The organism is Bacillus cereus group sp. MYBK222-1 (assembly GCF_051916425.1).
GTDB classification, from domain to species: Bacteria; Bacillota; Bacilli; order Bacillales; family Bacillaceae_G; genus Bacillus_A; species Bacillus_A paranthracis.
The window spans coordinates 128459-155388 of record NZ_JBQAGP010000002.1; the positions used below are offsets into that span (position 1 = coordinate 128459).

Genomic DNA, 26930 nt, shown 5'->3' on the forward strand with positions numbered 1-26930 from the left:
CGATTTTGTTACTGTTTAAAACAATAGATTCCAATCAATAAACTACATTCCGGCTGCAACGGATGCAAATATACAACTAAACATAAATACAATTACTCTAAAAATCTCTATATAATATTTCTTTGGAAATATTTTTTTGCATATCCAGAGCAGCCACTTTCCTATTAAACTGAAGAACAAAACATAACCTGATGTGTCATCTAATAAAGTATCGAAATAGTCATCGTGTACCTTTTTAGAAAAGGTAGTATATAGCCCAAAAATCGTTAAACCTAAAAATGTAATAGACAATATACCTAGAAATATACTTTGCATATTTGTTCTCCTCTTAATAAAAAATTCAGTTCGTTCGCTATTAATATAAAGCTAGCTTACAGTTTTTTTCTCCTCAATTTTCAAAGACCATCTCATTAATACATATAAACTTCCGTACAGAAGTAACGGCTCTAGCATTCCCCAATATGGGTTGTTCTTCCCTAATTCTTTAAATACAAACATAATGAATAGCGGGACAATAACAGTTAATATCCCAATCCAGCCAAGTATGTATGCTTCTCCAATTAACAGTACTAACAAGATAACTCCAGCTAGTATATAACTTTGTATAGTCGTTAATTGTAATACAGGTGTCCCATACCATTTATTCATAAACATTAATAATACTAGTAATAAAATCGGTAGCAATGCTGCTACATAAATAATGCTAAATTCTTTTATTTTACTCTTAAATGATGACATTTTAAAAGCAAATATAATTCCTACAATCGTAATCATTAAAACAATTGGGTATCCAATTAATTGTACATTCGTTAATGTAAATTCATGATTTGGGCTTTCAAATAAAATATTTGTAAGTAACCAATATCCCCCTATTCCAATTATCATTCCTAAAATAGTCTTTATACTCCCGCCTTTATCTTTCTCCATCTCTTTCGCTAATTCTTCCGCATACTCTTTTGGCGAATCACCAAATATATCACTTACCGTTTTCCCTTCTTTCTCACCTTCTATTAAATGAAGCTCTGCATCTTCTAAAAAGGCATCCACATCTTCTTCTTTCATTCCTTTTGTTGTTAAATACACTTTCGTATCGATTAAAAACTTTTCTCCTTCTTTAGAAATCTGCATGATACTCCCTCCCTTATTTAATCGCTTCTCTTCTATTCGTCTTCATCATAATTTCAACAAAAATTAAAATAAACAAACTTCCGTATAAACATATAATTTGAAATAACATTGGAACAAGGTCTTCTGATGTAAATATTTTAAACACTAACATAATAGAAAGCGGGATGATTAAATATAAGTTTTTAAACCATCCATTAAAATATATATTTATTGCTACTGTAATGATGAAAATACTACCAGCTAATATATAACTTTGCATTTGGGTGAATATAAACATTTTTGTAGGATAAATCACATCTAATATCGTTACAGCCCCTATTAGAAACATTGGTGCGATTATGACTAACGACCACATAGCAAACCATGTTTTTGTAAAACTTGTTACGAAAGTCATTTTGCGAAGTAGAAAATTAGGACCTATCACAACTAAAATTAATGACAAACTATATCCAACGCACTGAATAAGTGACATCTGTAATAGTCCGTTATTTACTATTAGAACAGAAGCAATAATCCAAAACGATACGATATTCATTACTGTAAAACCAATTTGCTTCCACGTTTCCTGTCTATCTCTTTCCATCACTTTTACAAGTTCATTTGCGTATTCTTTCGGTGAGCTTCCGAAAATTTCTTCTACGCTTTTTCCATTACTCTCACCTTCTATTAAATGAAGTTCTGCGTCTTCAATAAAGCTTTCAATATCGCTTTCTTTCACACTCTTTGCAGTCAAAAACAACCTCATATCTAATAAAAACTTTCGTGCTTCATTTGATAGCATTATTTTCTTCTCCCCTTCCCTTCAAGTAGACGTTCCACACTACTTTGCATCGCTTCCCAGCGATCCATAAATTCATCCAGTGCATCTTCGCCATCTTCTGTTAACGTGTAATACTTCCGTTTTGGACCAGATGGGGATTCCTTCATTACACTTTTTATGAATCCTTCTTTTTGCATTCGTATTAATAACGGATAAATACTTCCCTCACTCGCCATTGTAAAGCCATACTTTGCTAGCTTCTCACTCATTTCATAACCGTATATTTCACCTTCAGAAATAATAGCAAGTAAGCATCCTTCTAAAATCCCTTTCAGCATTTGACTTGTCGACATAATTCAAATCCTCCTACTATCTTGTTTTACAAGATAGATAAGCGTAAGTATCTTGCTTTACAAAATAGTATAGCAGAGACTATTTTGCAAAACAAGATAGCTAACAATATTTTTCCAAATCTTTGCAGGATTTTTCTTATCCACTCTCTAAATAGAGCAATATGAGAACTTTATTACGAAGGGATGTTTTTCATCATGGTTACAAATCGAGTTGTTTTTTTAACAGGTGCTGCAAGTGGTATTGGATATGAAATGGGAAACGCTTTTGCAAAAGAAGGGGCAAAAGTTGTTATTACCGATCGTCTTGAAGAACGTGCAAAAGAAGCTGCTGAACAACTACAAAAAGAGGGCTTTCAAGCTATCGGCTTAAAATGTGATGTTACATCCGAAGAAGAAATAGAAGCATCCATTTCTCAAACTGTTACTCATTTCGGTTCATTAGACATATTAATTAATAATGCAGGCATGCAACACGTTTCACCAATTGAAGATTTTCCAACCGAAAAATTCGAGCTACTAATTAAAATTATGCAAATCGCTCCTTTTATCACCGTTAAGCATGCCTTTCCCATTATGAAAAAGCAAAAATATGGCCGAATTATTAATGTAGCTTCCATTAATGGCCTCGTTGGATTCGCTGGAAAAGCTGCTTATAATAGCGCAAAACATGGTGTAATTGGATTAACAAAAGTTGCCGCTTTAGAAGGAGCTACTCACGGAATTACTGTTAATGCGCTTTGTCCCGGTTATGTCGATACCCCTCTCGTACGGAATCAATTACAAGACTTGGCCACTACACGAAATGTACCACTTGAAAATGTTTTAGAGGATGTCATTTATCCACTTGTCCCACAAAAACGCTTATTACAAGTACAAGAGATTGCTGATTATGCGATGTTTTTAGCGAGCGAAAAAGCTAAAGGTATAACTGGACAAGCTGTCGTTATCGATGGTGGTTATACTGCTCAATAAAAAATAAAGTTTGCTCACGAAGAGCAAACTTTATTTTTTATCGCGAGGATCATCATACTGTAGTAATTGCCGTGGCAACTTCTCTATTGCAACAATTACCCCATCTAATTTACTTTCAATTCGATGAAGTAAATATAATGTTACAACAATTGGAAACCCTACATTACCTATCATCTTGATCCACTCTTCCATCTTTTTCTCCTCCTTTCATTATATAAATAAGAAAAAAGAACACATTTAGGCATAGAAAAACAAGCTATTATGTATTAGCTTGTTTTTTCGAACAATGATGCAATTTCTCGCTTATAATCTCCACGTATAATACCTTGCTCAGTAATAATACCTGTAATTAATTCATTCGGTGTTACATCAAATGCAGGATTATAAACAGTAGTTCCAACTGGCGTTACCTGTTTCCCAAAAATTTTCGTAACTTCTGTTTCATCTCTTTCTTCAATAACAATTTCTGCACCTGTTTGTTTCGTAATATCAAATGTAGATAGTGGAGCTGCAACGTAGAACGGGATATCGAAATACTTTGCTAATATAGCTAAATTCATCGTTCCGATTTTATTTGCTGTATCCCCATTTGCGACAATTCGGTCCGCTCCTACAATAATTGCGTTGATTTCTTTCGTTTGAATAGCATGAGCTGCCGTATTATCTGTAATAAGTGTTACATCAATACCTGCCTGTTTTAATTCCCAAGTCGTTAAGCGACCGCCTTGTAAAACCGGTCTCGTTTCACATGCATATGCATGTAAATGTACACCTTTTTCTTTCCCAATATAAAACGGTGCTAATGCAGTACCATATTTAGCAGTTGCAATACTGCCAGCGTTACAAATTGTTAAAATGTTATCACCGTCTTTAAAGCATGTTAATGCATGTTCTCCAATACTCCGGCATACCGCTTCATCTTCTTGCTGAATACAAAGCGCTTCTTCTTCTAATATTTTTTGCGCTTCTTTTATTGTAGTAATTTCTTGAATAGATTCTCTCATACGATCGATTGCCCAAAATAAATTGACTGCTGTCGGGCGTGACGTCCCTAAATAATTACAATCTCTATTAAACTTCTTTTGAAATTCTTCAATATGTAAAGTAGTATATTTTTTTGATGCAAGCGCCAAGCCAAATGCAGCTACAATTCCAATTGCAGGTGCTCCTCGTACTTCTAGCATGACAATACTTTTCCATACCTCTTCAATCGTCGTTAATGTTTTGTATTCTGTGCTATGCGGCAACTTTGTTTGATTTAATACTGCAATGGCATCACCTTTCCAACTGACAGACCTCGGAATCGTAACAACTGTACTCATGCTTTTACCCCTCCAGAAACTGTCTGTTGGAATAATAATCGGAACAGTTGAATATCAGCGTTTTTAGATTCATATTTTATTAGTTCTCTACCTAAGGATAACGCTTGTTTCTTAGCTTGAATTCTCGTTTCTTTATTTGCTATTTCATCTAAATCAGCTACATGTGCTAAGCCAATTGTTCTTCGGATAAGCTCACATCCAGCAAATCCGACCACATCCGTAAAAATATTTTGCAAAATAATCGGCAACCATTGTTTCTCTTTCGTATATGCTTCTACACCTTCTCCAATCCATAACTTCGTAAAAGTGTCTACGAAATAGCTCCATGTTTTCTCAATATGGAAAAATAGCACACTTCTCTGTTCTTCCTCTCTAGATAGAGCATTTAATAATAGATTTGCAATAAATTGCCCGATGTCAAATCCAAATGGACCGTACGTTGCAAATTCTGGGTCAATCACTTTCGTTTCAGAAGGTGATGAAAAAATACTTCCAGTATGTAAATCTCCATGAATGAGTGCCTCTTTTCTCGTTAAAAATTTATATTTATATTGCGCTACTTTTAGTTTTAAAGTTTTATCACTCCATAGTTCATCTACAGCCAATTGTAACTCCGACTCATAATCATTCGTATCGTAATGCCCAAACGGATCTGTAAACACTAAATCTTCTGTAATTTTGCAAAGGTCTGGATTTACAAATGTACCTTCTAGTACCCTTTTTTCTTCTGACTGTAAACCAAAATCTGAAGTATAAAATAAAACATTCGCTAGAAAACGACCGATATGCTGGGATAGAAGTGGATACTCTTCTCCATCTATTAATCCTTTTCTTGTAATAGTTAATCTTGATAAGTCTTCTATGACTGTTACTGCTAACTCTTCATCATGACTGTACACTACCGGCACATATTCAGGTACATACTTCGCGAAAATTTGTAATGCTTTACTTTCAATCGTTGCTCTTTTTATAGACAATGGCCAGCTCTCACCAACTACTTTCGCATATGGCAGTGCCTGTTTTATTATAATAGACTTCTCTCCATCATCTAATTTGAACACATAATTTAAATTTCCATCTCCAATTTCATGACAAACTACATTTGCTTTCTTTTCAAAATAGCCATGTTCTTTCGCATATTGTACAGCGGTTACTTCTGTTAATGAATAATATCCCATCGTCTTCTCCCCCTTTTTTTAATTCAGAGGTTTTTCTAACACAGAAAAACCTCTTTCCACTAAGAAAGAGGTTTGAAGTTTATCTTCTCCCCTCTTATCTGCCAGAAAGTTTTACTTTCTGCTGGAATTAGCACCGTGCCTTTTGGCGTCATAAACGCCCCATTTCACAATGGTATTACGGTCGGTTGCTGGGCTTCATCGGGCCAAATCCCTCCACCTGCTCTTGATAAGAGTTGTATAATTTTTTAGAATTTTTAACTTTATGTTGAAGACTATACCAAGAATAAAAATCACTTGTCAACATTTTATTTGTATAATTCTGGACGTCGATCCGCAAAAACTGGAATTCCTTTGCGTACTTCTTTAATTTTCTCGAGTGTAAGCTCTCCAAATAGAATTGATTCTTCTTCATTTGCTTCTACAACAACTTCGCCCCAAGGATCGACAATTAAAGAATGGCCAGCAAACTCATTATTTGGATCCTTCCCTGCCCTATTACATGCTACAACATAACACTGATTTTCAACTGCTCTTGCTTGTAATAGTAAACGCCAATGCGCTAAACGAACTAATGGCCATTCAGCTACAACAAATAAAACTTTTGCACCTTTAGCAGTATGAACGCGCATCCACTCCGGAAAACGAATATCATAGCAAATGGTGCCGGCGCACTCTACATCATCTAACTTAAATTCACCAGTACGATTTCCAGCGATTAAATATTTATGTTCATCCATAAGCTGAAATAAATGCACTTTACTATATTCATTGACTAGTTCTCCTTTATTCGTTACAACATACATTGTATTTGTAACACCTTGTTCCGTTTGCCTTGCTATAGAACCACCAACAATATGTACACCATATTGTTTCGACCATTCTATCAACTTTTCTTTCGTTTCCAATCCATCCCTATCTGCAATTTCAGAGAGTCTCGTTAAATCATAACCTGTTGTCCATAGTTCTGGTAAAACAATAACATCTGGTCTTTCTTTCATCGCTTCACTTATTTTATTTTTAGCATTCTCAATATTTTTTTCTACATCTCCAAAGACAATATCCATTTGAATACATGCGACTTTCATTTTTTCAGCCCCATTCTTATTTTTTTCTTTACAAAATACTGGAAAGATTATATCATTTGTCACTAGAATTGTAACAACTTTCAAAAGAGGTGGAAAGTATGAAATCATTTCAACCTTCTGAGATAGTAACATCATTGCCAACACAATTTTTCGCTTCACTTGTTGCAAAAGTTAACAAAGTTGTAGCAGCTGGTCACGATGTTATTAATCTAGGTCAAGGTAATCCAGATCAACCAACACCGCAGCATATCGTAAAAGCTTTGCAAGATGCTGCAGAAAAGACCATTCATCATAAATATCCGCCATTTCGCGGACATGAAAGCTTAAAAGAAGCCGTGGTAACATTCTATCAACGTGAATATGATGTAGTAGTAAATCCGAAAACTGAAGTTGCTATATTGTTTGGTGGAAAGGCTGGATTAGTAGAATTACCAGTTTGCTTTACAAACCCTGGTGATACAATTCTCGTTCCCGATCCAGGCTATCCAGATTATTTATCAGGAGTTGCTTTAGCGAAAGCACAATTTGAAACAATGCCGCTTATTGCAGAAAATAAGTTTTTACCAGATTATACAAAAATTGACGACTCTATTGCCGAGCGTGCAAAATTAATGTTTTTAAACTATCCAAATAATCCGACCGGTGCTACTGCATCAAAAGATTTCTTTGATGAAACCATTCATTTTGCTAATAAACATAATATATTAGTCGTTCATGATTTTGCTTACGGTGCGATTGGATTCGATGGTCAAAAACCTGTTAGTTTCTTACAAGCAGATGGTGCCAAAGATACAGGAATCGAAATTTACACATTATCGAAAACTTTCAATATGGCTGGCTGGCGCATCGCTTTTGCGGTAGGGAATGAAAGTGTCATTGAAACCATTAACTTATTACAAGATCATATGTATGTTAGTATTTTTGGTGCCATTCAAGATGCTGCCCGCGAAGCACTATTAAGTTCACAGTCTTGCGTCATAGACCTTGTAAATAGTTACGAATCTCGAAGAAACGCTCTTATTTCAGCTTGTCACTCAATTGGTTGGAATGTAGACATTCCAACAGGGTCATTTTTTGCATGGCTTCCTGTTCCAAAAGGATATACTTCTGAGCAATTTTCTAATATTTTACTAGAAAAAGCACATGTCGCAGTTGCTCCTGGTGTTGGATTTGGTGAGCATGGTGAAGGGTACGTCCGCGTTGGTCTCTTGCATACAGAAGATAGATTACGAGAAGCCATTAATCGAATCGATAAATTAAATTTTTTCAAAAAGTAATTGACAACATGAAAAATATCTGACAAAATTCAGTTATCTTAAAAATTTAAACATTTCTAAATACTTCTTATCAAGAGCAGGTGGAGGGACGAGCCCGACGAAACCCGGCAACCGATCTACAATTGTAGACACGGTGCTAATTCTCGCAGCATTACGCTGACAGATAAGGAGCTGGTTGTAAAAAAACCTCTCCTTAGCTGAGAGGTTTTTTTATTTAACTAGGAGGTTATAACAATGAGCGGAATTATAGCGACATATTTAATCCATAATGATTCACATAACTTAGAAAAAAAAGCTGAACAAATTGCACTCGGTTTAACAATTGGCTCTTGGACTCATTTGCCGCATTTATTGCAAGAACAATTAAAACAACATAAAGGCAACGTCATTCATGTTGAGGAATTAGCTGAACATGAACATACCAATTCGTATTTACGTAAAAAAGTAACACGCGGGATTATTAAAATTGAATATCCGTTATTAAATTTCAGTCCAGATTTACCAGCTATTTTAACAACTACATTCGGAAAGCTATCCCTTGATGGCGAAGTAAAATTAATTGACTTAACTTTTTCAGACGAGTTAAAAAAACATTTTCCTGGTCCAAAATTCGGGATAGATGGTATTCGAAATCTTTTACAAGTACATGATCGTCCCCTTTTAATGAGTATTTTTAAAGGAATGATTGGACGAAATATTGGGTATTTAAAAACGCAATTACGCGATCAAGCAATTGGTGGTGTAGATATCGTAAAAGATGATGAAATATTATTTGAAAATGCATTAACACCACTTACGAAACGCATCATATCTGGAAAAGAAGTTTTACAATCCGTATATGAAACGTACGGACATAAAACGTTATATGCCGTAAATTTAACAGGACGAACTTTTGATTTAAAAGAAAATGCGAAACGTGCAGTGCAAGCTGGAGCCGATATTCTATTATTTAACGTATTCTCTTACGGACTAGATGTACTACAATCACTTGCAGAAGATGATGAAATCCCAGTTCCTATTATGGCACATCCTGCTGTAAGTGGTGCTTATTCAGCATCCAAGTTATATGGAGTTTCATCACCATTATTACTTGGAAAGCTACTCCGTTATGCTGGGGCTGACTTTTCATTATTCCCATCTCCATACGGAAGTGTTGCGCTAGAAAAAGAGGAGGCTCTTGCTATCTCAAAATATTTAACTGAAGACGATGTATTTTTCAAGAAGAGCTTTTCTGTTCCGTCTGCTGGTATTCATCCTGGTTTCGTTCCCTTTATTGTACGAGATTTCGGTAAAGATGTTGTTATTAATGCTGGCGGCGGGATACATGGACATCCAAATGGGGCGCAGGGCGGCGGTAAAGCTTTCCGTGCTGCAATTGATGCTACTTTGCAAAATAAACCACTCCATGAAGTAGATGACATAAATTTGCATAGCGCACTACAAATATGGGGAAATCCCTCTCATGAGGTGAAATTATGAGTATTCAAGTATTTTGTGATTTCGATGGCACGATTACAAATAATGATAACATTATGTCCATTATGGAAAAATTCGCACCACCAGAAGCTGAAGAAGTAAAGAATAAAATTTTATCACAAGAGCTATCTATTCAAGAAGGTGTTTCTCAATTATTTCAATTCATACCTACTAATCTGCACGATGAAATTATTCAATTTTTAATAGAGACTGCTGAAATTCGTAACGGTTTTCATGAATTTATACAATTTGTAAATGAAAACAATATTTCCTTTTATGTTATATCAGGTGGAATGGATTTCTTCGTCTATCCACTCTTACAAGGACTCATTCCAAAAGAGCAAATTTACTGTAATGAAACAGATTTTTCAAATGAATACATTATGGTGAATTGGCCTCATCCTTGTGATCGTCTTTGTCAAAATCATTGCGGATTATGTAAATCATCACTCATCCGTAAATTGAGTGATACGAATGACTTCCATATTGTAATTGGAGATTCAATTACCGATTTACAAGCTGCGAAACAAGCGGATAAAGTGTTCGCTCGTGATTTCCTTATTACAAAATGCGAAGAAAATCATATTTCTTATACAGCATTTGAAACGTTTCACGATGTTCAAACTGAATTAAAACATTTGTTGGAGGTGAAATTATGAAACAACTTTTTCGTCAATGGTATGACTTAAGCGAGATAAAAAAAGAATTAACAACACGAAATTGGTTTCCAGCAACGAGTGGTAATATTTCTATAAAGGTTAGTCATGAACCACTCACTTTTCTCATTACAGCAAGCGGTAAAGATAAAACAAAAACGACTCCAGATGACTTTCTACTAGTAGATCATCTAGGGGTTCCCGTATTAGAGACTGAATTACGCCCTTCAGCAGAAACAATCTTGCATACACATATTTATAACAATACGAATGCTGGGTGTGTCCTTCATGTTCATACAACTGATAACAATGTTATCACAAATTTATATAGTGATGCAGTCACACTTCAAAATCAAGAAATTATTAAAGCTCTCGATATTTGGGAAGAAGATGCAACAATTCACATTCCTATTATCGAAAACCATGCTCATATCCCAACGCTTGGAGAAAACTTCCGCAAGCATATACAGGGAGATTCGGGGGCAGTATTAATCCGTAACCATGGTATTACCGTATGGGGCCGAGATAGCTTTGATGCAAAGAAAAGATTAGAAGCTTATGAGTTTTTATTCCAATTTCATATAAAACTATTATCAATTCAAGGAGGCGTTTCTAATGGCGCAAATTCGTATTCATGAAATAAATACTCGCATTGAAAATGAAGTGGAAGTATCAAAATTTCTACAAGAGGAAGGCGTTTTATATGAGAAATGGAATATTTCCAAACTTCCTACTCATTTAAAAGAAAATTACTCATTAACAGATGAAAACAAAGCTGAAATATTAGCTGTGTTTTCAAAAGAAATTGCTGATGTTTCAGCACGCCGAGGTTATAAAGCACATGATGTAATTTCACTTTCAAATAGCACACCTAACCTTGACGAATTATTAATTAATTTTCAAAAAGAACACCATCATACTGATGATGAAGTTCGCTTTATTGTTAGTGGTCATGGCATCTTTGCCATTGAAGGAAAAGATGGGACATTCTTTGACGTTGAACTTGAGCCAGGCGATCTCATATCTGTTCCTGAAAATGCAAGACATTATTTTACCTTGCAAGATGATCGTCAAGTTGTAGCTATTCGTATTTTTGTTACAACTGAAGGTTGGGTTCCAATCTATTAAGGTAGTTAGTTGAATAAAAGGTCTTGGACCCCCTTTTCCAACCTTTTATTCACTCTACATATATACATCCTCCTATGGAACAGGCTTATTTCATTTTGAAATAAGCCTGATTTTTTATGGTTCTAACCGTATTATTCCTTCTTTTCAGTACAATCTCTCCCTTCAATTTTTCAAGTATATTTATTAATACTTTTTGAACATTTATTGAACTTTTTTTGAATTTTTTCTGAAAATTCTGTTTTATATATGATATACTACAATTAACTAAGAAGGAAAAAATATCGCAAACAGAGGGGGATAATCATGAGTTTACTTATCGCACTTATACTAGGGGTTACGTGTGGAGCACTTCCTATTATTCTAGGAGCTATTATGGAAGAATTAGAAGTTGGTGTTTTAGGTTTTGTTGCATCTTGTGTAAGCGCTTTATTTTTCGGGTTGTTCGGTGCTATTCCTGTTTCAATTCTGTGTGCATTTTATATAATACGCCATGCTCGTACAAAACAATTTGGTCCTAATCACATCGCGCAAGTTATTCCATTCCCAATGGAACGATGCCGCCGGGCTTCTAGCTTATAATTACAAAATTAAAAATAAAAGTCCTCAAATGAGGACTTTTATTTTTTTTCTTCTAGAAATTGAAACAATTCTTGTAGGTGCAAAGCGTCTTCACTATAGCTAACAGATACATGATATATACCATCAATCTCCGCTTCCATGTAAAGGTCAACTCCATCTCGATCATATTTCAATGCCAAATAAAATTCCATTTCTTCTAGCATCTTTTTTGAAGTTCGAATAACGTAATGCCCTTTCTCATCTCTTCCATATTCGAAATTCGGTTCAAAATCATATTTTTGTTTAAAAGCTTCTTTTTGTTTTTCATTAATTTGTATACATGTTGCTCTTTGTACAGTATCAATCATCTCATCAAATTTTTGAAGATCCATCTCATTTACCCCCTTACATATTTTTTGTATAACACTTGTGTTCCGCTATTTTCTTCCCCATCTTTTATTAGCTCTTCATACAATTCCTTCGCCAAACTTAAACCTGGTACTGGTAATTGTAATCTTTCAGCCTCATCTAACGCGATCTTCATATCTTTCATAAAATGCTTTACATAAAAACCTGGTTCAAAATCTCCCTTTAACATTCGAGGAGCTAAATTACTTAATGACCAGCTACCTGCTGCTCCCGTTGAAATACTCTCCAATACTTTATCAGGATCTAATCCAGCCTTTTTTGCATAAGCAACAGCTTCACATACTCCAATCATATTAGAAGCAATCGCAATTTGATTGCACATTTTTGTATGTTGTCCACTTCCAGCAGGCCCTTGCAACTGAATATTTGTTCCTAGTTTTTCAAATAACGGTAAACATCTATCATATATTTCTTTCTCTCCACCGACCATAATTGCGAGTCTTGCTTCTTTCGCACCAACGTCTCCTCCAGATACAGGTGCATCTAACGTATATACATTCTTACTTTTACCGGCTTCATTAATACGTTTTGCCAATGTTGGTGTAGATGTCGTGAAATCAATTGCAATCGTACCTTCATTTGCATTCTCCAAAATTCCATCTATCCCAAAGTACACTTCTTCTACATCATGTGGATACCCAACCATAGTCATTACAACATCAACTTGCTTTACTAACTCTTTCGGTGTATCACACCAATTTGCACCATCTTGTACTAAAGAGTCTGTTTTCGATTTTGTTCTATTATATACATATACTGTATGACCGTCTTGCATGAAATGACGCACCATACTTTTTCCCATTACACCAATACCAATGAAACCAATTGATACATTTTTATGTTTCATTTTCTCATCCCCTTTGTTCTAATAAATCACTTACCATCTTTCGGAAATCTTTATTGAAGTCATCATCCATACTATTTTTCACATTTGAAAATAAAATAACAAAAGTCCCTTTTTCTTTATTAAAATTATTGAAAGTGTTCCAACCAGATAGTACACCATGATTATGAAAATAATCCGGATATATGTAAAAACTAAATGCATATTTTCGTTCTGGTGAAGGTGAAAACATCGCTTGTATACTTTGTTCAGAAAGAAGTTTTCCATTTATAATTGCTTCGTCTAATTTCTTCATATCTCCAACTGTCGTATACATCTCACCACAACCATATAGCCAATCTATGCCTACCTTCTGCGCTGGTACAAGCTCTTGATTTTTTTTCACATAACCCTTTGTAAAATTTTTATCTCCAGGTACCATATTTCCCATACCAGATTCATACATATCTGCTTTTGTAAATATATTTTCTTTTATATAATCTCCTAAAGGTTTTTTCGATATATGTTCTATTATATAGGCAAGCACCATATAATTATAATCTGTATATCTCCAACCTGTTCCTGCAGGAAATTCTAAATTTTGACGTCCAATCCAATTAATTAACTGTAAACGGGAAGCAGCATTAACATTGCCTTTTGCGTGTTCAGGTAAACCAGAGGTATGCGTTAATAAATGATATAACGTAATATTTTTATTCTCCGGAAATGAAGGAATATATTTATTTACATTATCTTGAATATTTAGCTTACCTTGATCCTGCAGTTGTAAAATAGATGTGGCCACAACTGTTTTCGTAATAGAACCGATACGATATTTTGTGTGAGGCGTATTTTCTATTTTATTTTGAACATCAGCATACCCATATCCTTTATTCAATATAACATGCTCTTTATCTGTTACCAAAACTGTTCCATTGAATTGCTTTCCGACTAAATATTGATCTAATTTTTGAGATATGCTAGCGTAATCAATTTGCTTTTCTTTTTCTTCTTCTATATTCTCTTGTACTTCTGATTCAACAGCAGGATTCACCTTAGTTGTTAATTCTTTATTTTCCTTTATATTAGAATTATAGAGAAAATAGTATACTCCTCCACAAACTAAAGCACATATTGAAACTATCATCATTATTTTTTTTATCATTTTGTTCCTCCATAATTCCTTCGTTCAAAATCCCCCCTACACTCTATTATCAAGTAATAAAAAAAAATCGCAACAATTTGTTGCGAAAAATCACTTTTTTTCTTTTCTATATACACACACTTGATTTTTCCCATTTTTTTTCGCTTCATATAATGCAATATCCGCTCGTTGCATTAATTCTTCTCTTGTAATCCCTTTTTCATATAATGCAACTCCAAAGCTCGCTGTTAATTTCGAAATCCCTGAGAATTGCTTTGTTTCAATGAAAAATCGTAATGATTCCGCAACTTGAAATGCTTCTTTTTCTACTGTATTCGTTACTAAAATAATAAATTCTTCTCCTCCCCACCTAGCAAATACATGTTGCTGCTCCACTTTAGATTTCATGAGCTCTGCAAGCTCAATTAATGCTAAGTCACCAAAATCATGGCCATACGTGTCATTTACTGCTTTAAAATTATCTATATCAAATAAAATAAGTGCTATGTTTTCATTATTACGCATCGCATTATCCCATTCTGCCTCGAGTATTTGTTGGAATTTCAAACGATTATAAATCTCTGTTAACGAATCTATCATAGCAAGTCTTTCTTGTTCTTGATAGATTTCATCTAATTCGGTAATCTCTGTACACTTCACAATAAATCTTGATAAATCTTCTGGCAATGGTATCGCACGCAATAAAAAAGTTGACACTTCCCCTTCATAGTTGGACATCTTAATTCTTCTATCATATGATAATGTATCATCTAACCATGTTATATCATGAGTTGTTGAATAGTATCCATTTTCTCTAATAAGATGTTCAGCAAATACTAAATGTTGCTCACGATAAGCAAACAAATTTTCATATCCGAAAAACTCTAAAAAATTTGTATTACAATCAACAATCTCATCGTCTTCTACTATAAATAATAGATCATTTCGAAAATCAAACATCGTTTGAAGTAGTTCTTGTTGCAAACTTACTTGCCGCACTAAAGAAAGCTGATATAAACTTTTATTTACTTCCTCTAACACCATTTGCGGAGTCACAGGGGCTATCACAATATTACGTATTCCTAACGTAAGCACCTCTGCAAACTCGCTTGTTATTTGTTGATCCCAAATGACAATAAATGTACTCTGTGGATTATACATATTCTTTATATATTTTATTTGAGAAAAATCTGTTACATACATAATTACAATATGTGGTTTAGTCCTCTGAAATAATACTTCTCCTTCTTCAAAACTATTTGCTATAAACATACATTTTGGATGGATATTTTCTATCGTTTGTTGATGTGTGCATCCATTTTCTATATAAAGGACATTTAACTGAAGATCTTGTAATACATTTTGGAAAACCGTATTCTCTAATAAAAAATGTAGTATGTTCATCACTAGTCTTCACTCACTTCATATATCTTGTTCTACAGAATTCCTCACAAACATTTTATAAAAAACTGTTCTCTAAAAACTTTAATGAGTGAGGGATACATGTTAACAAGCTAATTGAGAATGTTATCTTTGCTTTTTCACTCTATAAATTCCTTTTTTAGTGTATGATTATAGGAATTGTATCGTTTGTATGAATGCCCTAGCTTCCGCTTGAAAACTTGACAATTAAAATAAAGATATTATATTCTTAAATTCGATAACTTACAAAATGTAAGTAGAATATATTACATGTATTTTTTTCATAATTTGATATGTAATTTGGAGGATATATAATGACAAATGAAAACTTTTTTAATGTTTTATATGAACGCACATCTACACGTGCATTCAACCCAGAGAAAGAAATTTCATCTACAGAGTTACACGAGATTTTAAAGGGAGCTGCTCAAGCACCTTCCGCTTGGAATTTACAGCATTGGAAATTCCTTGTATTTCAAGGTGAAGATGTACAGAAACGATTACATCCAATTGCTTATAACCAACAACAAATTCTTGATGCTTCTGCTGTAGTCGCTATTTTAGGTGATTTAGAAGCTTATAAAAACGTTGAACCCGTTTATGGTCCAATTGTAGAACAAGGATTTATGAAAGAAGAAGCAAAAGAACGCTTAGCTAAAAATATTGAGTCTGCATATGCCCGTGAGCAATTCCCAAGAGATGCAGCCTTTTCAAATGCATCTTTAGCAGCAATGCAACTTATGCTTGCAGCTAAAGCAACTGGCTGGGATACTTGTGCGATTGGTGGTTTCAACCCACAAGCACTTACAGAAGAATTCAATGTTTCATCTCGCTATGTACCAATTATGCTTATTACAATTGGGGAATCAACTTTAAAAGGCCATCCTGCACCACGAATGAGCGTAGAACAAGTGAGTGAATGGGCAAAATAATAAAGCGAAACTTGAATCAGTGTGAGGGTCTTACTGCCCTTTCATACGAATAAAAAAGAAACGAAGGTAATTTCATTACCTTCGTTTCTTTTTTATTCTGTCACACATCCGTAATACTAAAATGTATGATTCGACATCCACACATAAAAAACAGTAAATTTCATGCTATTCACATACATATAAATGACGTTTCGTGTCGAATTTTGTTAAAGCATCGAAATATAACCGTGTGTTTTTGTTACAATTATGATACAATGATAACAAATAGATAACAAGAGAGGGATTTTCATTGAGTTCATACGGAAGCTTTATTGCACTTTTATGTTACATAGTAACTGTACTGCTTCTATATTTTATTGGCGATGCTGCAAATATTTCAGTTTTACAATTTCCAAAAGAAGAAGCATTCCAATTAGAATCAGAAAAACATACTGCACGATCCATTGTACCGCTACTGTTAGCTCTTCCTGTATATATCATCGTTTTATATAAAAGCAAAAAAGTGTAAAGGCTACCTATTTCATTCATTTCGGTGGTCTTTACACTTTTTTGTGATATCTATCCTATTTTAAACATCATTCCGTAATAAACACCCAGCTAGTCTTTTAAAATGAGAAATTCCCCTAGAAAAAATTCCACTCTCTGTCCAGTCACTCACTACCGAACTTACATAGATTATAAGTGTGAAGGGGGTGATGAGGATTATGTTTGGATCATTTGGATGCTGTGATAACTTTAGAGACTGTCATCATCATGAAAGAGAGTGCAGACATCATGAGAAAGAGAAAGAGAAAGAAGTAGTTAGACCACAACAACCAGCTGTATGTAACGTACTTGCTAGCATTTCAGTTGGAACAGAGCTTTCTCTATTAAGCGTTAAAGGTGTTGGATCTTTCAACAATGTAATTTTTGAAGGTTTCTGTAACGGTGTTGCTCTTTTCTCTGCTTTAGCTCGTAATAACAATGACAAAGATAACAAAGATAACAATAAAGACGATAAGCACAATCAAAACCGAAATACTTTTACTGGTATTTTACGTGTATGCCCAGCTGATATCGTTGCTATCGCTATCTAATTTTGTTCCTTATCTTCAAAAGTAAGAAAATAAGTTTTACTTTTCTCATAGAAAAAACCTGAGACCGATTTCAAATCGACTCAGGTTTTTTTATTGATTATATACTTTTAACTAGTTCAACAACTTCTTCAGCAGTTGACATCATTAATGCTTTTTCTGCTAATGTTTCCATTTCTGCTTTTGACAACTTGCTTAGTTGTGTTCTTGCAGGAAGAATAGATGTTGCACTCATACTGAACTCATCTAAACCTAATCCTAATAATAATGGGATCGCAAGTGAATCTCCCGCCATCTCACCACACATACCAGCCCATTTGCCTTCTTTATGAGCAGCATCGATAACCATTTTTACAAGACGTAAAATAGATGGGTTATATGGTTGGTATAAGTAAGATACTTGTTCGTTCATACGGTCTGCAGCCATTGTGTATTGAATTAAGTCGTTTGTTCCGATAGAGAAGAAATCAACTTCTTTTGCAAATTGATCTGCTAATACTGCTGAAGCTGGGATTTCAACCATCATACCCACTTCAATAGAATCAGAAACAGTTGTACCCGCTTCTACAAGTTTCGCTTTTTCTTCTAATAGGATTGCTTTCGCTTGACGGAACTCATCAAGAGTTGCAATCATTGGGAACATAATTTTTAAGTTACCGTATACGCTAGCACGAAGTAATGCACGAAGTTGTGTACGGAACACATCTTGCTCATCAAGACATAAGCGAATTGCACGGTATCCTAAGAATGGGTTCATTTCTTTTGGTAAATGTAAGTATGGAAGCTCTTTATCTCCACCGATGTCAAGTGTACGAACAACAACAGGTTGACCTTCTTTTACACCTTCAAGAACTGCTTTATACGCTTCGAACTGCTCTTCTTCTGTTGGAAGATTATCACGGCCCATGTATAAGAATTCTGTACGGTATAAACCAACGCCTTCTCCGCCATTATCGATAATACCTTGTACATCATTTGGTGTTCCGATATTTGCAACAAGCTCAACGTGATGTCCATCACTTGTTACAGTAGCTTGATCTTTTAATTTTGCCCATTCAGCTTTTTGCTCTTCAAATTTCGCTTTCTTTTCTTCAAACGAGCGAAGAGTTTCTTCTGATGGATTAACAATTACTTCTCCATCTAAACCATCGATGATTACGATATCGCCGTTTTGGATTTTCTCCATAACAACTTTCGTACCAACAACAGCTGGAATTTCCATAGAGCGAGCCATAATTGCAGAGTGAGATGTACGTCCACCGATATCAGTTGTAAAACCTTTTGCATACTTACGGTTTAACTGAGCTGTATCAGATGGTGTTAAATCTTCAGCAATAATGATTACTTCTTCAGAAATTGTACCAGGATTTGAGAAGTTAATGCCTAGTAAATGTGCAAGAACACGTTTTGTTACGTCACGAATGTCCGCAGCACGTTCTTTCATATATTCGTTATCCATGTTTTCAAACATAGAAATAAACATTGATGCAACTTCATCCATTGCAAATTCAGCATTTACTTTTTCACTATTTACTTTATCTTTTACTGGGTTTACTAGTTCTGGATCATTTAACACTAATAAATGTGCTTCAAAGATCGCAGCTTTGTCAGCACCTAGCTCAGCAAAAGCGTGGTCTTTAATAGCTTCTAATTCAGTTTTTGCTTTCTCAAGCGCAGCTTCTAAGCGTGCAATTTCTGCAGCTTCGTTTGTAATTGATTTCTTTTCAATGTTAAATTCAGGATTTTCAAGTCTGAAAGCCTTTGCAATAGCAATCCCACTTGATGCAGCGATCCCTTGAATGTTAAGAGTCATTATTCTCCTAATCCTTCGTTTTTCATAGTTTCTTCGATAGCTGCTAGTGCTTGAGCTGCATCATCACCATTTGCAGTGATTTTAATTTCCGCGCCTTGTTGAATACCTAAAGACATAACGCCCATGATTGATTTTAAGTTAACGTTCTTTCCGTTATACTCTAAGTTAATGTCAGAACCAAATTTGCTTGCAGTGTTTACAAGTAGAGTTGCTGGACGAGCATGAATTCCTGAGTCGCTAGTTACTTTAAAGATTTTTTCCATGATAATTTATCTCCTTTAAATTACAGTATTTTTTAGTTGTATAGACGTGAGTACTACATCATCTATTGTATATAATAGGCGATGTTCGGTCAACCACATCACCTATTATAATTATAAACATTTTGCGTCAAATTCCTACTGAATGTCAATAATAGCGTTTTCGCCCTTCTTAACATTTCCATCTTTTTTCAATTCGACTTGCTGCCCTTGCTGTAAATTCGTAAATACAATTGGTGTAATGATAGATGGTGCATTTTCTTTTACAAATGCAAGATCTACTTTTAATAATGGTTGTCCTTGTTTCACTTTGTCACCTTGCGCTACAAGTGCTTCAAAACCTTCACCATTTAATTTTACAGTATCAATACCGAAGTGGATTAAAATTTCTTTTCCACCTTCAGATTGAATACCAATTGCATGCTTTGTAGGGAATACGTTGACAATTTCACCATTAACTGGAGAAACTACTGTTCCTTCTGTTGGCTCAATTGCAAATCCATCTCCCATCATTTTTCCTGAGAATACTTGATCCGGCACTTCTGTAATAGGTAGGATCTTCCCTTCAATTGGTGAAACGATTGTTTCGTTTTCATCAACTTTTTGAGGAGCTTCTTCTACTTTTACAGGCTCTGCTTTTTCAACATGAGGTGTACGACCTGACATAATATCATGAATTTGTGATTTTAATGTGTCAGATTTCGGTCCAAAAATAGCTTGAATGTTATTTCCAACTTCAAGTACACCAGCTGCTCCAAGTTCTTTCAAGCGATCTTTATTTACATTCTTTTGTTCGTTAACTTGAACACGTAAACGAGTAATACAAGCGTCTAAAGAAGCAATGTTTTCTTTACCACCAAGTGCTACTAATACTTCACGAGGAAGTTCACCAGCTTCTGCTTTTCCTGCACCTTCATTCGCATTTGCAACTTCACGGCCAGGTGTTTTTAAATCCCATTTACGGATTGCAAATCGGAATCCGAAGTAGTAAATAACCGCTAGTACAAGACCAACAATAATTACCCACCACCATGCCGTACGGCCTGGTAGTACACCGAATAATAGGAAGTCGATTAAACCACCAGAGAATGTCATACCAATTTTAACACCTAAAATTTGCATTGTCATAAATGATAGACCAGCGAATACAGCGTGAATTCCGAATAATACTGGTGCTACGAATAAGAATGAAAATTCAAGTGGCTCTGTAATACCTGTTAAGAAAGATGTTAATGCAGCAGAACCTAAAATACCTGCTGCTAATTTTTTATTTTCTGGACGTGCTTCATGGTACATTGCTAAAGCTGCCGCTGGAAGACCGAACATCATGAACGGATACTTACCAGTTGTAAATGTACCTGCTGTTAATTCTACACCGTCTTTTAACTGTGCCATAAAGATTTTTTGGTCACCACGAATTAATTCGCCAGCCGCATTTGTATACTGACCGAATTCGAACCAGAACGGTGAATAGAAAATGTGATGTAATCCAAATGGAATTAGTGAACGTTCAATTAAACCGAAAATAAATGCTGCTAACGTTCTATTTGCATCAATCATTTGATGTGAGAACGTGTTTAAGCCACCTTGAATGTATGGCCAAACGAAGCACATGATAATACCTACTATTAAAGAGAATGTTGCAGTTGCGATCGGTACGAAACGCTTACCTGCAAAGAAACCTAAGTATGATGGTAATTCAATGTTGAAGTATTTATTATAGCAATATGCCGCTACTATCCCGACGATAATACCACCAAACACTCCAGTTTGTAGCGTTGGAATTCCTAATACGTTTGCATACGCTGGATCTGCAAATCCAACTTTTACTGGGTCTGCTCCAGAACTTGTTACTTTCACTAGCTTATCTACTTCTAAGAACACACTCATCGTTTTGTTCATAATTAAGTAGCCAACGAATGCTGCTAAACCAGCTACTCCGTCTCCACCAGCTAAGCCAATTGCTACCCCAACTGCGAATAGTAATGCAAGGTTAGCGAAAATAATATCACCAGATTGTTCCATAATTTTTGCTACCATTACGAACCAATCTGCTTTTAAAGCAGGAATAACATTTGTTAACTGTGGATTTTGAAATGCATTACCAAATCCAAGTAAAATACCTGCTGCCGGTAAAATCGCTACTGGAAGCATAAGCGCTTTTCCGACTTTTTGAAGAACACCAAAGATCTTCTTAAACATGGAAACCCTTCCTCTCTTATCTATATTGATACCTTCCGACAAACGCCAAAAAGGCATGAGGAAAAAAAGATAGAACGATAGCTATACAAAGGGTAGTATATCCCTTTCTCTAGCTTACATTCCTTACTTTTCTCCACTCATGCCTGATCGAATCAGTAACACGTGTCAAAAATAGGTTTACGTATAAGTTCACTATAATTAAGGCAAACGTTTTCGTTTTATACCTTAATGTGTTTGTCGAAATTTGTATAACTTTGCAATAGTTATTATACATAACTATTGTAAGCGATTCAATGATTTTTTTTAACGTTTTCATTTTCGACAAAAATATATGTCATTTTACACATGCTCTGCCTTCACTAAGCGCTGCAGGTGCATCGTTAAATATATACTCTCTGCTTCATAAACAGGAAGTTGCAATTCTTTTTGCATAACCTTAACTAGCTTCCAAGCTAAATTATAACAGACAGGATATTCCGCCTTTAATAAATCAGCAAAACTTTGCGATTCCTCTACTTTTTCTCCTTTTTTCACCCTCTCAATAGCATATTGAAGATGACGAATAAGGCGTAAATAGTGAATACTTTCTTGGTCTAATGTAATTTGTAAGTTCGTCTCAATTAAAGATACAAGCTGTGCGATGAGACGGGAGTTTTGATTAACTGAAGATAAATCTGAATTTGTAAGTGAACTGTAAATATGCAGTGCAATAAACCCGATTTCTCCTTCTGGCAATGTAATTTGCAAACGAGAATTTAAAAGGTTTACAACACCTTCAGCAATTTTATATTCCTCTGGATAGAGCATTTTCGTTTCAACTAAAAAAGGATTATCAATTGTAAACCCTTGTTTTAAACGCTTAATTGCAAAAGAAATATGATCTGTTAAAGCGATATGAATATGTTCATTCAATGAGGATTTTGCTTTTTCTTGAATATAGAACATAATATCATTCATTAATTCAATTAATTTTTCACTCACATGCGGAACTAGCAGTTTGTATTGTTCACGATCACGTTCATTTTTTAGAACAAACATTTTTTCAATTTGTTCTTGCTCCAATATATCTTTCGCTTTTTTCCCAAATCCAATTCCTTTACCAATCACTACTACTTCCTCATGTTCAGGATGGCTAGCAATGATGACATTATTATTTAAAACTTTTTTAATTTCTAGATAATTACTCATATAACACCACCCTCGTACTTAAATAGCCTGCTTTTATGTTACAGAATATTCTTCTTTGTCGTCAATGTAAAACATCTACCATTTCATAAAAATTCATTTTTTAGACATGTTTATATATGATGCGTATAATGTAAGAGCAACTGTACATAGAAAGGAGATAACAACATGATTAAAATGTTTGTAAGTGATATCGACGGTACAATGATGCAACACGGAGGTTTAATTGACGAACAGGATATTGTAGCACTTCGTAGTCTTGCTGAACAAAATGTGATTCTTTGTTTCGCTTCTGGCCGACTTGATAATGAAATTGCAGACTTAATGAAAGCTGTAAATACAAATTTCCACCGCATTAGTGTTAATGGTGTTTTTGTATATACAAATGAAAATAAGCAGCTATTATCTGCAACTTTTGATTCCAGCATTCTTCCTGAATTGTTACACATGACGAATGAAGATCCTTATTTCCGTTATGTTAGTGATGAACATAATTACTACATTGAAGAAAAAACACCGTTTATTCACGAACTTGAGCAACAAGTAACGATGACTTCTGTCGAAGAACCAAATTTATTACAGAAAATAGATGATACAATTTTCCCGAATAAAATTTCTGTCGGTGGCACAAAGGAGAGCTTACAACTCCTTCAGAAAAAAATTGATGAAAAATTTCATGGAAAAGTTAGTACGTTCATTTCAGCAGAACAATGCTTAGATGTAATGCCACCTAATATTAGTAAAGGTTCTGCTATTTCTGTTTTATTAAAAGAGTTTCAATTACAACCAGAGGAAGTTGCTTGCATAGGGGATTCTTATAATGATATTCCAATGTTTGCTCTAACTCCTCACAGTTTTGCTATGGCTCAAGCAGATGACGCAGTAAAAGAACACGCTCACTATGTAGTAAATACAGTTAAAGAAGCTGTTAACCACGTAATTGCTCATAATAAAAATACGACTCACTCCTTGTAAGGATGAGTCGTATTTTTTCTTTACATGTTAAACAATTTGACATTTACTGTACTTCACAAACTGAAATATATTATTTGTTACGTGCGATGTTTGTAATAAACTTATAACGATCTCCACGATAAATACATTTCACATACTCTAACGGTACTTCACCTTCTGAATATGACCATTGACGCATGACAAGCACTGGCGCCTTTTTAGGAATATGCAGATGTTCCGCTTCATTATCCGTTGCAATTGAAGCTTCAATTGATTGAGTAGCGCTAACAAGTTTGAAGCCCAGTTTTTTCTCTAAATGTTCATATAAAGATTGTTGCAATATTTCTTCGTTAATATCTTTTACAAGAGCTGGCGACAAATATGTCGTCTCAAAAGCAATCGGTTCATCGTCAGCTAAGCGAATACGCCTCACTTCATAAACCGACTCTCCCTCCTGTATTCTCAGCCGGTCTGCTATTTTCACAGTAGCTGGAACTAGGCGGAAACTTAATAATTGACTACTTGGGTTCATCCCACGAGAAATCATATCTTCCGTGAATCCTGTCATTCCTTGCAGTTTTTGTTCCACTTTCGGAAGTTGGACAAACGTACCGATTCCACGTTTCCGATATAAATAACCTTGTTCCACTAAATTATTAATCGCCTGTCTGATTGTCATACGACTCACTTCGAACTTATCGCAAAGTTCATTCTCAGATGGGATTTTATCTCCCGGCTTCCATTCGCCGTCCTCAATTAGCTGTTTCACCCACTCTTGAATCTGATAATAGATCGGAAATGGTGAATACTTGTCGATGTTCATCAGCAATCGCCTCACTGCATAAAGATAGAGCTTCTTGATCAGCGATTACGGTTACATTCGGATGACGTTGTAAAACTGTAGCAGGACACGCTTCACTATATGCACCTTGCAATAATTCTTTAACAGCTTCTGCCTTTTTAGAACCCATAGCAACAAGTAGAATTTGTTTCGCTTTCATAATGCTTCCAATTCCCATTGTAATTGCATGAGTTGGCACATCTTCTTCTTTTTCGAAGAAGCGAAGGTTTGCTTGGCGTGTAGATTCTGTTAATTCAACAATGTTTGTTGGAGAATTAAACGGTGTTCCTGGTTCGTTAAATCCGATGTGACCGTTTTCACCGATTCCAAGAATCTGTAGGTCAACTGGGTTAGCAGCTAGAATGCCCTCGTAACGTTTGCACTCTTCCTCTAAATCACTTGCCATCCCGTTTGGTACATAAGTTTGTTTAAATGGAAGATGATCAAACAACTGTTCTTGCATGAAATAGTGATAGCTGTTTTTATCTTCATGTGGTAAATTTACGTACTCATCTAAGTTTACAGTGGTTACACGGCTTGTATCAAGTTTATTTTTTCGCATTTCTGCATAAATACCTAATGGAGAGCTTCCTGTAGCCATTCCTAATGTTGGATTTTCTTTTGTTTTTACAACTTCTTCAATTAATTTATAACCTGCTTCTGCTAGTTCTTCTGGAGTTTTTACAACAAGAATATTCATTTCATTACTTCCCTTCCTTCATATGAATTCCTAAACGAACCGTATCATATACATGTAAATCTTCATTCATCACAACAAAGTCTGCATCTTTTCCTACCGCTAATGCACCTTTATTATTTAATCCAAACTCTTCTGCTTGGTTCACTGATGTCATTAGTACTGCATCTTCGATTGAACAACCTGTAAATTCAATTACATTTCGGAAAGCTTGATCCATTTTTAGAATACTACCAGCTAACGTTCCATCTTCTAATCGAGCACTACCATCTTTTACATGTACTGGCTGTCCGCCAAGCTCATATAATCCATCTTCAAGACCTTTTGCACGCATTGCGTCAGTAATAACACTTACTTTTTTCGGTCCTTTTAATTTATATGCTAATTTCACCATATCTGGGTGAATGTGAATACCATCTGTAATTACTTCAACCATTACATCTGGATTTAATAACACATGACCAACAACTCCTGGTTCACGGTGATGTAATCCACGCATTTGATTGTATAAATGCGTTGCATGTGTAATGTTTCTATTTTTTAGTTGCGCATCAATTGCATCTGTATGCCCCATTGTGCCGACAACACCAGTTTCAGCAAGATACTGCTCAAACTCTAACGCTCCTTCTTCTTCAGGTGCGTATGTTACTAATTTAATTAAATTTCCGCTTGCTTCCTGCCATTGTTTAAATTGTTCAATATTCGCAGGAACAATATGTTCAAGTGGTTGTGCACCTGCACGTTTTTTTGAAACATACGGTCCTTCTAAGTGAATATATTCGAAATGCGCTCCTTTTTCTTTCGCTTCCTTCGCAGCATGTAGTGCTGCTTCAATTGCTTCTGGAGCTTGTGTCATTGTTGTTGGGAAGTAAGTTGTAACTCCTTCTTTTAACATTTCTTTCCCTAGAGTTACTAACCCATCGCTATTTGCATCCATCGCATCAATATCGTATCCACCATGAATATGAACATCAATCATACCTGGAATCACAATTTTCCCTGCCGCATCTAAAACAGTTTCATTTTCTTGTGATACATATTGAGCCATCAAACCAATTTCTTTAATTGTTTCTGCGTAACGAATAAATCCGTTTTCTACTACTTCTTGACCTGTATAAATTTTGGCATTGATGACAACTTGCGTTTTCATTTTCATCGATCCTTTCCCATGAAATACCTACTTGTTATTATTACCTTATTCGCCTAATTCCATCTTAATATATGCACGAGTAGTTGTCTATACATTCTAATGAAATTTCCTC

At 35.0% G+C, this 26930-nt stretch carries 30 protein-coding genes and 2 riboswitches; of the genes, 11 read left to right on the forward strand and 19 right to left on the reverse strand.

The window, feature by feature from the left end:
• Window positions 1-42: 42 nt before the first annotated feature.
• The 4 genes from ACTFR9_RS12535 to ACTFR9_RS12550 are packed head-to-tail and all read right to left on the reverse strand — an operon-like array spanning window position 43 to window position 2241.
• Complete coding sequence (locus tag ACTFR9_RS12535) at window positions 43-315, reverse strand: DNA-binding protein (RefSeq protein WP_103141812.1); 273 nt, start codon at window positions 313-315, stop codon at window positions 43-45.
• A 51-nt stretch (window positions 316-366) separates the two neighbouring features.
• The gene (locus tag ACTFR9_RS12540) at window positions 367-1128 is read right to left on the reverse strand and encodes a DUF1129 domain-containing protein (protein WP_103141811.1); all 762 of its coding nucleotides are present in this window, start codon (window positions 1126-1128) and stop codon (window positions 367-369) included.
• Window positions 1129-1141: 13 nt separating this feature from the next.
• Window positions 1142-1909, reverse strand: a complete 768-nt coding sequence (locus ACTFR9_RS12545; RefSeq protein WP_229136224.1) for a DUF1129 domain-containing protein — start codon at window positions 1907-1909, stop codon at window positions 1142-1144.
• On the reverse strand, window positions 1909-2241 hold the full coding sequence (locus ACTFR9_RS12550; RefSeq protein WP_000107963.1) for a PadR family transcriptional regulator: 333 nt from the start codon (window positions 2239-2241) through the stop codon (window positions 1909-1911). The genes ACTFR9_RS12545 and ACTFR9_RS12550 overlap by 1 nt, the downstream gene beginning before the upstream one ends.
• Before the next feature lie 195 nt (window positions 2242-2436).
• Between ACTFR9_RS12550 and ACTFR9_RS12555 the strand changes: the two genes are divergently transcribed.
• Complete coding sequence (locus ACTFR9_RS12555) at window positions 2437-3213, forward strand: 3-hydroxybutyrate dehydrogenase (protein ID WP_103141809.1); 777 nt, start codon at window positions 2437-2439, stop codon at window positions 3211-3213.
• A gap of 30 nt (window positions 3214-3243) precedes the next feature.
• Here ACTFR9_RS12555 and ACTFR9_RS12560 read toward each other — a convergent pair whose 3' ends face one another.
• From ACTFR9_RS12560 to ACTFR9_RS12575, 4 genes are all read right to left on the reverse strand, one after another.
• On the reverse strand, window positions 3244-3405 hold the full coding sequence (locus ACTFR9_RS12560) for a YvrJ family protein (RefSeq protein ID WP_000393331.1): 162 nt from the start codon (window positions 3403-3405) through the stop codon (window positions 3244-3246).
• Between the two features lie 74 nt (window positions 3406-3479).
• On the reverse strand, window positions 3480-4535 hold the full coding sequence (gene mtnA / locus ACTFR9_RS12565; RefSeq protein ID WP_103141808.1) for an S-methyl-5-thioribose-1-phosphate isomerase: 1056 nt from the start codon (window positions 4533-4535) through the stop codon (window positions 3480-3482).
• Entirely contained in the window at window positions 4532-5713 is a 1182-nt protein-coding gene (mtnK, locus tag ACTFR9_RS12570; RefSeq protein WP_103141807.1) for an S-methyl-5-thioribose kinase, read from the reverse strand. Before mtnK ends, mtnA begins: the two co-directional genes overlap by 4 nt.
• A 91-nt stretch (window positions 5714-5804) precedes the next feature.
• Window positions 5805-5946: riboswitch (SAM riboswitch) on the reverse strand.
• Window positions 5947-6018: 72 nt separating this feature from the next.
• Entirely contained in the window at window positions 6019-6882 is an 864-nt protein-coding gene (locus ACTFR9_RS12575; protein WP_033671968.1) for a carbon-nitrogen family hydrolase, read from the reverse strand.
• A 14-nt stretch (window positions 6883-6896) separates the two neighbouring features.
• Between ACTFR9_RS12575 and ACTFR9_RS12580 the strand changes: the two genes are divergently transcribed.
• From ACTFR9_RS12580 to ACTFR9_RS12605, 6 genes are all read left to right on the forward strand, one after another.
• Complete coding sequence (locus ACTFR9_RS12580; protein ID WP_229136225.1) at window positions 6897-8075, forward strand: pyridoxal phosphate-dependent aminotransferase; 1179 nt, start codon at window positions 6897-6899, stop codon at window positions 8073-8075.
• 64 nt (window positions 8076-8139) lie between these two features.
• Window positions 8140-8245: riboswitch (SAM riboswitch) on the forward strand.
• Between the two features lie 64 nt (window positions 8246-8309).
• Window positions 8310-9554 carry a 2,3-diketo-5-methylthiopentyl-1-phosphate enolase gene (gene mtnW / locus ACTFR9_RS12585; protein ID WP_229136226.1) on the forward strand — a complete coding sequence of 415 codons (1245 nt, stop codon included), beginning with the start codon at window positions 8310-8312 and terminating at the stop codon, window positions 9552-9554.
• Window positions 9551-10210 (forward strand): 2-hydroxy-3-keto-5-methylthiopentenyl-1-phosphate phosphatase, encoded by a 660-nt coding sequence (gene mtnX / locus ACTFR9_RS12590; protein ID WP_229136227.1) that lies wholly within the window; start codon window positions 9551-9553, stop codon window positions 10208-10210. The genes mtnW and mtnX overlap by 4 nt, the downstream gene beginning before the upstream one ends.
• Window positions 10207-10845 (forward strand): methylthioribulose 1-phosphate dehydratase, encoded by a 639-nt coding sequence (locus tag ACTFR9_RS12595; protein ID WP_000811326.1) that lies wholly within the window; start codon window positions 10207-10209, stop codon window positions 10843-10845. Before mtnX ends, ACTFR9_RS12595 begins: the two co-directional genes overlap by 4 nt.
• Window positions 10823-11335, forward strand: coding sequence for a 1,2-dihydroxy-3-keto-5-methylthiopentene dioxygenase (locus ACTFR9_RS12600; protein ID WP_000057306.1), 513 nt, complete (start codon window positions 10823-10825; stop codon window positions 11333-11335). The genes ACTFR9_RS12595 and ACTFR9_RS12600 overlap by 23 nt, the downstream gene beginning before the upstream one ends.
• A gap of 303 nt (window positions 11336-11638) precedes the next feature.
• Entirely contained in the window at window positions 11639-11914 is a 276-nt protein-coding gene (locus ACTFR9_RS12605; RefSeq protein WP_000054669.1) for a hypothetical protein, read from the forward strand.
• 38 nt (window positions 11915-11952) lie between these two features.
• Here the strand turns inward: ACTFR9_RS12605 and ACTFR9_RS12610 are convergent, their stop codons facing one another.
• The 4 genes from ACTFR9_RS12610 to ACTFR9_RS12625 form a co-directional block, all read right to left on the reverse strand.
• Window positions 11953-12285: a DUF3909 family protein gene (locus ACTFR9_RS12610; RefSeq protein WP_000365613.1), complete on the reverse strand. Its 333-nt coding sequence runs from the start codon at window positions 12283-12285 to the stop codon at window positions 11953-11955.
• Between the two features lie 5 nt (window positions 12286-12290).
• Entirely contained in the window at window positions 12291-13169 is an 879-nt protein-coding gene (locus ACTFR9_RS12615) for an NAD(P)-dependent oxidoreductase (RefSeq protein WP_000681095.1), read from the reverse strand.
• A gap of 4 nt (window positions 13170-13173) precedes the next feature.
• The gene (locus ACTFR9_RS12620; protein ID WP_000591950.1) at window positions 13174-14310 is read right to left on the reverse strand and encodes a serine hydrolase domain-containing protein; all 1137 of its coding nucleotides are present in this window, start codon (window positions 14308-14310) and stop codon (window positions 13174-13176) included.
• Between the two features lie 90 nt (window positions 14311-14400).
• Window positions 14401-15693, reverse strand: a complete 1293-nt coding sequence (locus tag ACTFR9_RS12625; protein WP_229136289.1) for a GGDEF domain-containing protein — start codon at window positions 15691-15693, stop codon at window positions 14401-14403.
• A gap of 332 nt (window positions 15694-16025) precedes the next feature.
• On the opposite strand from ACTFR9_RS12625, the gene ACTFR9_RS12630 reads away from it, so the two are divergent.
• The 3 genes from ACTFR9_RS12630 to ACTFR9_RS12640 all read left to right on the forward strand — a co-directional run bounded on the left by ACTFR9_RS12630 (window position 16026) and on the right by ACTFR9_RS12640 (window position 17719).
• Complete coding sequence (locus tag ACTFR9_RS12630; protein ID WP_000180604.1) at window positions 16026-16643, forward strand: nitroreductase family protein; 618 nt, start codon at window positions 16026-16028, stop codon at window positions 16641-16643.
• Between the two features lie 289 nt (window positions 16644-16932).
• The gene (locus tag ACTFR9_RS12635) at window positions 16933-17151 is read left to right on the forward strand and encodes a hypothetical protein (RefSeq protein ID WP_000100487.1); all 219 of its coding nucleotides are present in this window, start codon (window positions 16933-16935) and stop codon (window positions 17149-17151) included.
• Between the two features lie 196 nt (window positions 17152-17347).
• Entirely contained in the window at window positions 17348-17719 is a 372-nt protein-coding gene (locus ACTFR9_RS12640) for a DUF3915 family protein (RefSeq protein WP_000468014.1), read from the forward strand.
• Window positions 17720-17816: 97 nt separating this feature from the next.
• Here ACTFR9_RS12640 and ptsP read toward each other — a convergent pair whose 3' ends face one another.
• The 4 genes from ptsP to glcT form a co-directional block, all read right to left on the reverse strand.
• Entirely contained in the window at window positions 17817-19529 is a 1713-nt protein-coding gene (gene ptsP / locus ACTFR9_RS12645; protein ID WP_000174221.1) for a phosphoenolpyruvate--protein phosphotransferase, read from the reverse strand.
• Window positions 19529-19792: a phosphocarrier protein HPr gene (gene ptsH, locus ACTFR9_RS12650; protein ID WP_000411079.1), complete on the reverse strand. Its 264-nt coding sequence runs from the start codon at window positions 19790-19792 to the stop codon at window positions 19529-19531. The genes ptsP and ptsH overlap by 1 nt, the downstream gene beginning before the upstream one ends.
• A 135-nt stretch (window positions 19793-19927) precedes the next feature.
• Window positions 19928-21991 carry a PTS glucose transporter subunit IIABC gene (gene ptsG, locus ACTFR9_RS12655; RefSeq protein ID WP_000473205.1) on the reverse strand — a complete coding sequence of 688 codons (2064 nt, stop codon included), beginning with the start codon at window positions 21989-21991 and terminating at the stop codon, window positions 19928-19930.
• A 339-nt stretch (window positions 21992-22330) separates the two neighbouring features.
• On the reverse strand, window positions 22331-23179 hold the full coding sequence (glcT, locus tag ACTFR9_RS12660) for a glucose PTS transporter transcription antiterminator GlcT (protein WP_229136228.1): 849 nt from the start codon (window positions 23177-23179) through the stop codon (window positions 22331-22333).
• Between the two features lie 165 nt (window positions 23180-23344).
• On the opposite strand from glcT, the gene ACTFR9_RS12665 reads away from it, so the two are divergent.
• Window positions 23345-24151, forward strand: coding sequence for a Cof-type HAD-IIB family hydrolase (locus tag ACTFR9_RS12665; RefSeq protein WP_000594236.1), 807 nt, complete (start codon window positions 23345-23347; stop codon window positions 24149-24151).
• Between the two features lie 70 nt (window positions 24152-24221).
• On the opposite strand, the gene ACTFR9_RS12670 is transcribed toward ACTFR9_RS12665, so the two are convergent.
• The 3 genes from ACTFR9_RS12670 to nagA are packed head-to-tail and all read right to left on the reverse strand — an operon-like array spanning window position 24222 to window position 26818.
• Window positions 24222-24953, reverse strand: a complete 732-nt coding sequence (locus ACTFR9_RS12670; RefSeq protein WP_012644586.1) for a GntR family transcriptional regulator — start codon at window positions 24951-24953, stop codon at window positions 24222-24224.
• Complete coding sequence (gene nagB, locus ACTFR9_RS12675; protein ID WP_001024206.1) at window positions 24883-25671, reverse strand: glucosamine-6-phosphate deaminase; 789 nt, start codon at window positions 25669-25671, stop codon at window positions 24883-24885. Before nagB ends, ACTFR9_RS12670 begins: the two co-directional genes overlap by 71 nt.
• 4 nt (window positions 25672-25675) lie before the next feature.
• A complete protein-coding gene (gene nagA / locus ACTFR9_RS12680) occupies window positions 25676-26818 on the reverse strand; it encodes an N-acetylglucosamine-6-phosphate deacetylase (protein WP_001983978.1) in 1143 nt (380 codons plus the stop codon).
• Window positions 26819-26930 lie beyond the last annotated feature (112 nt).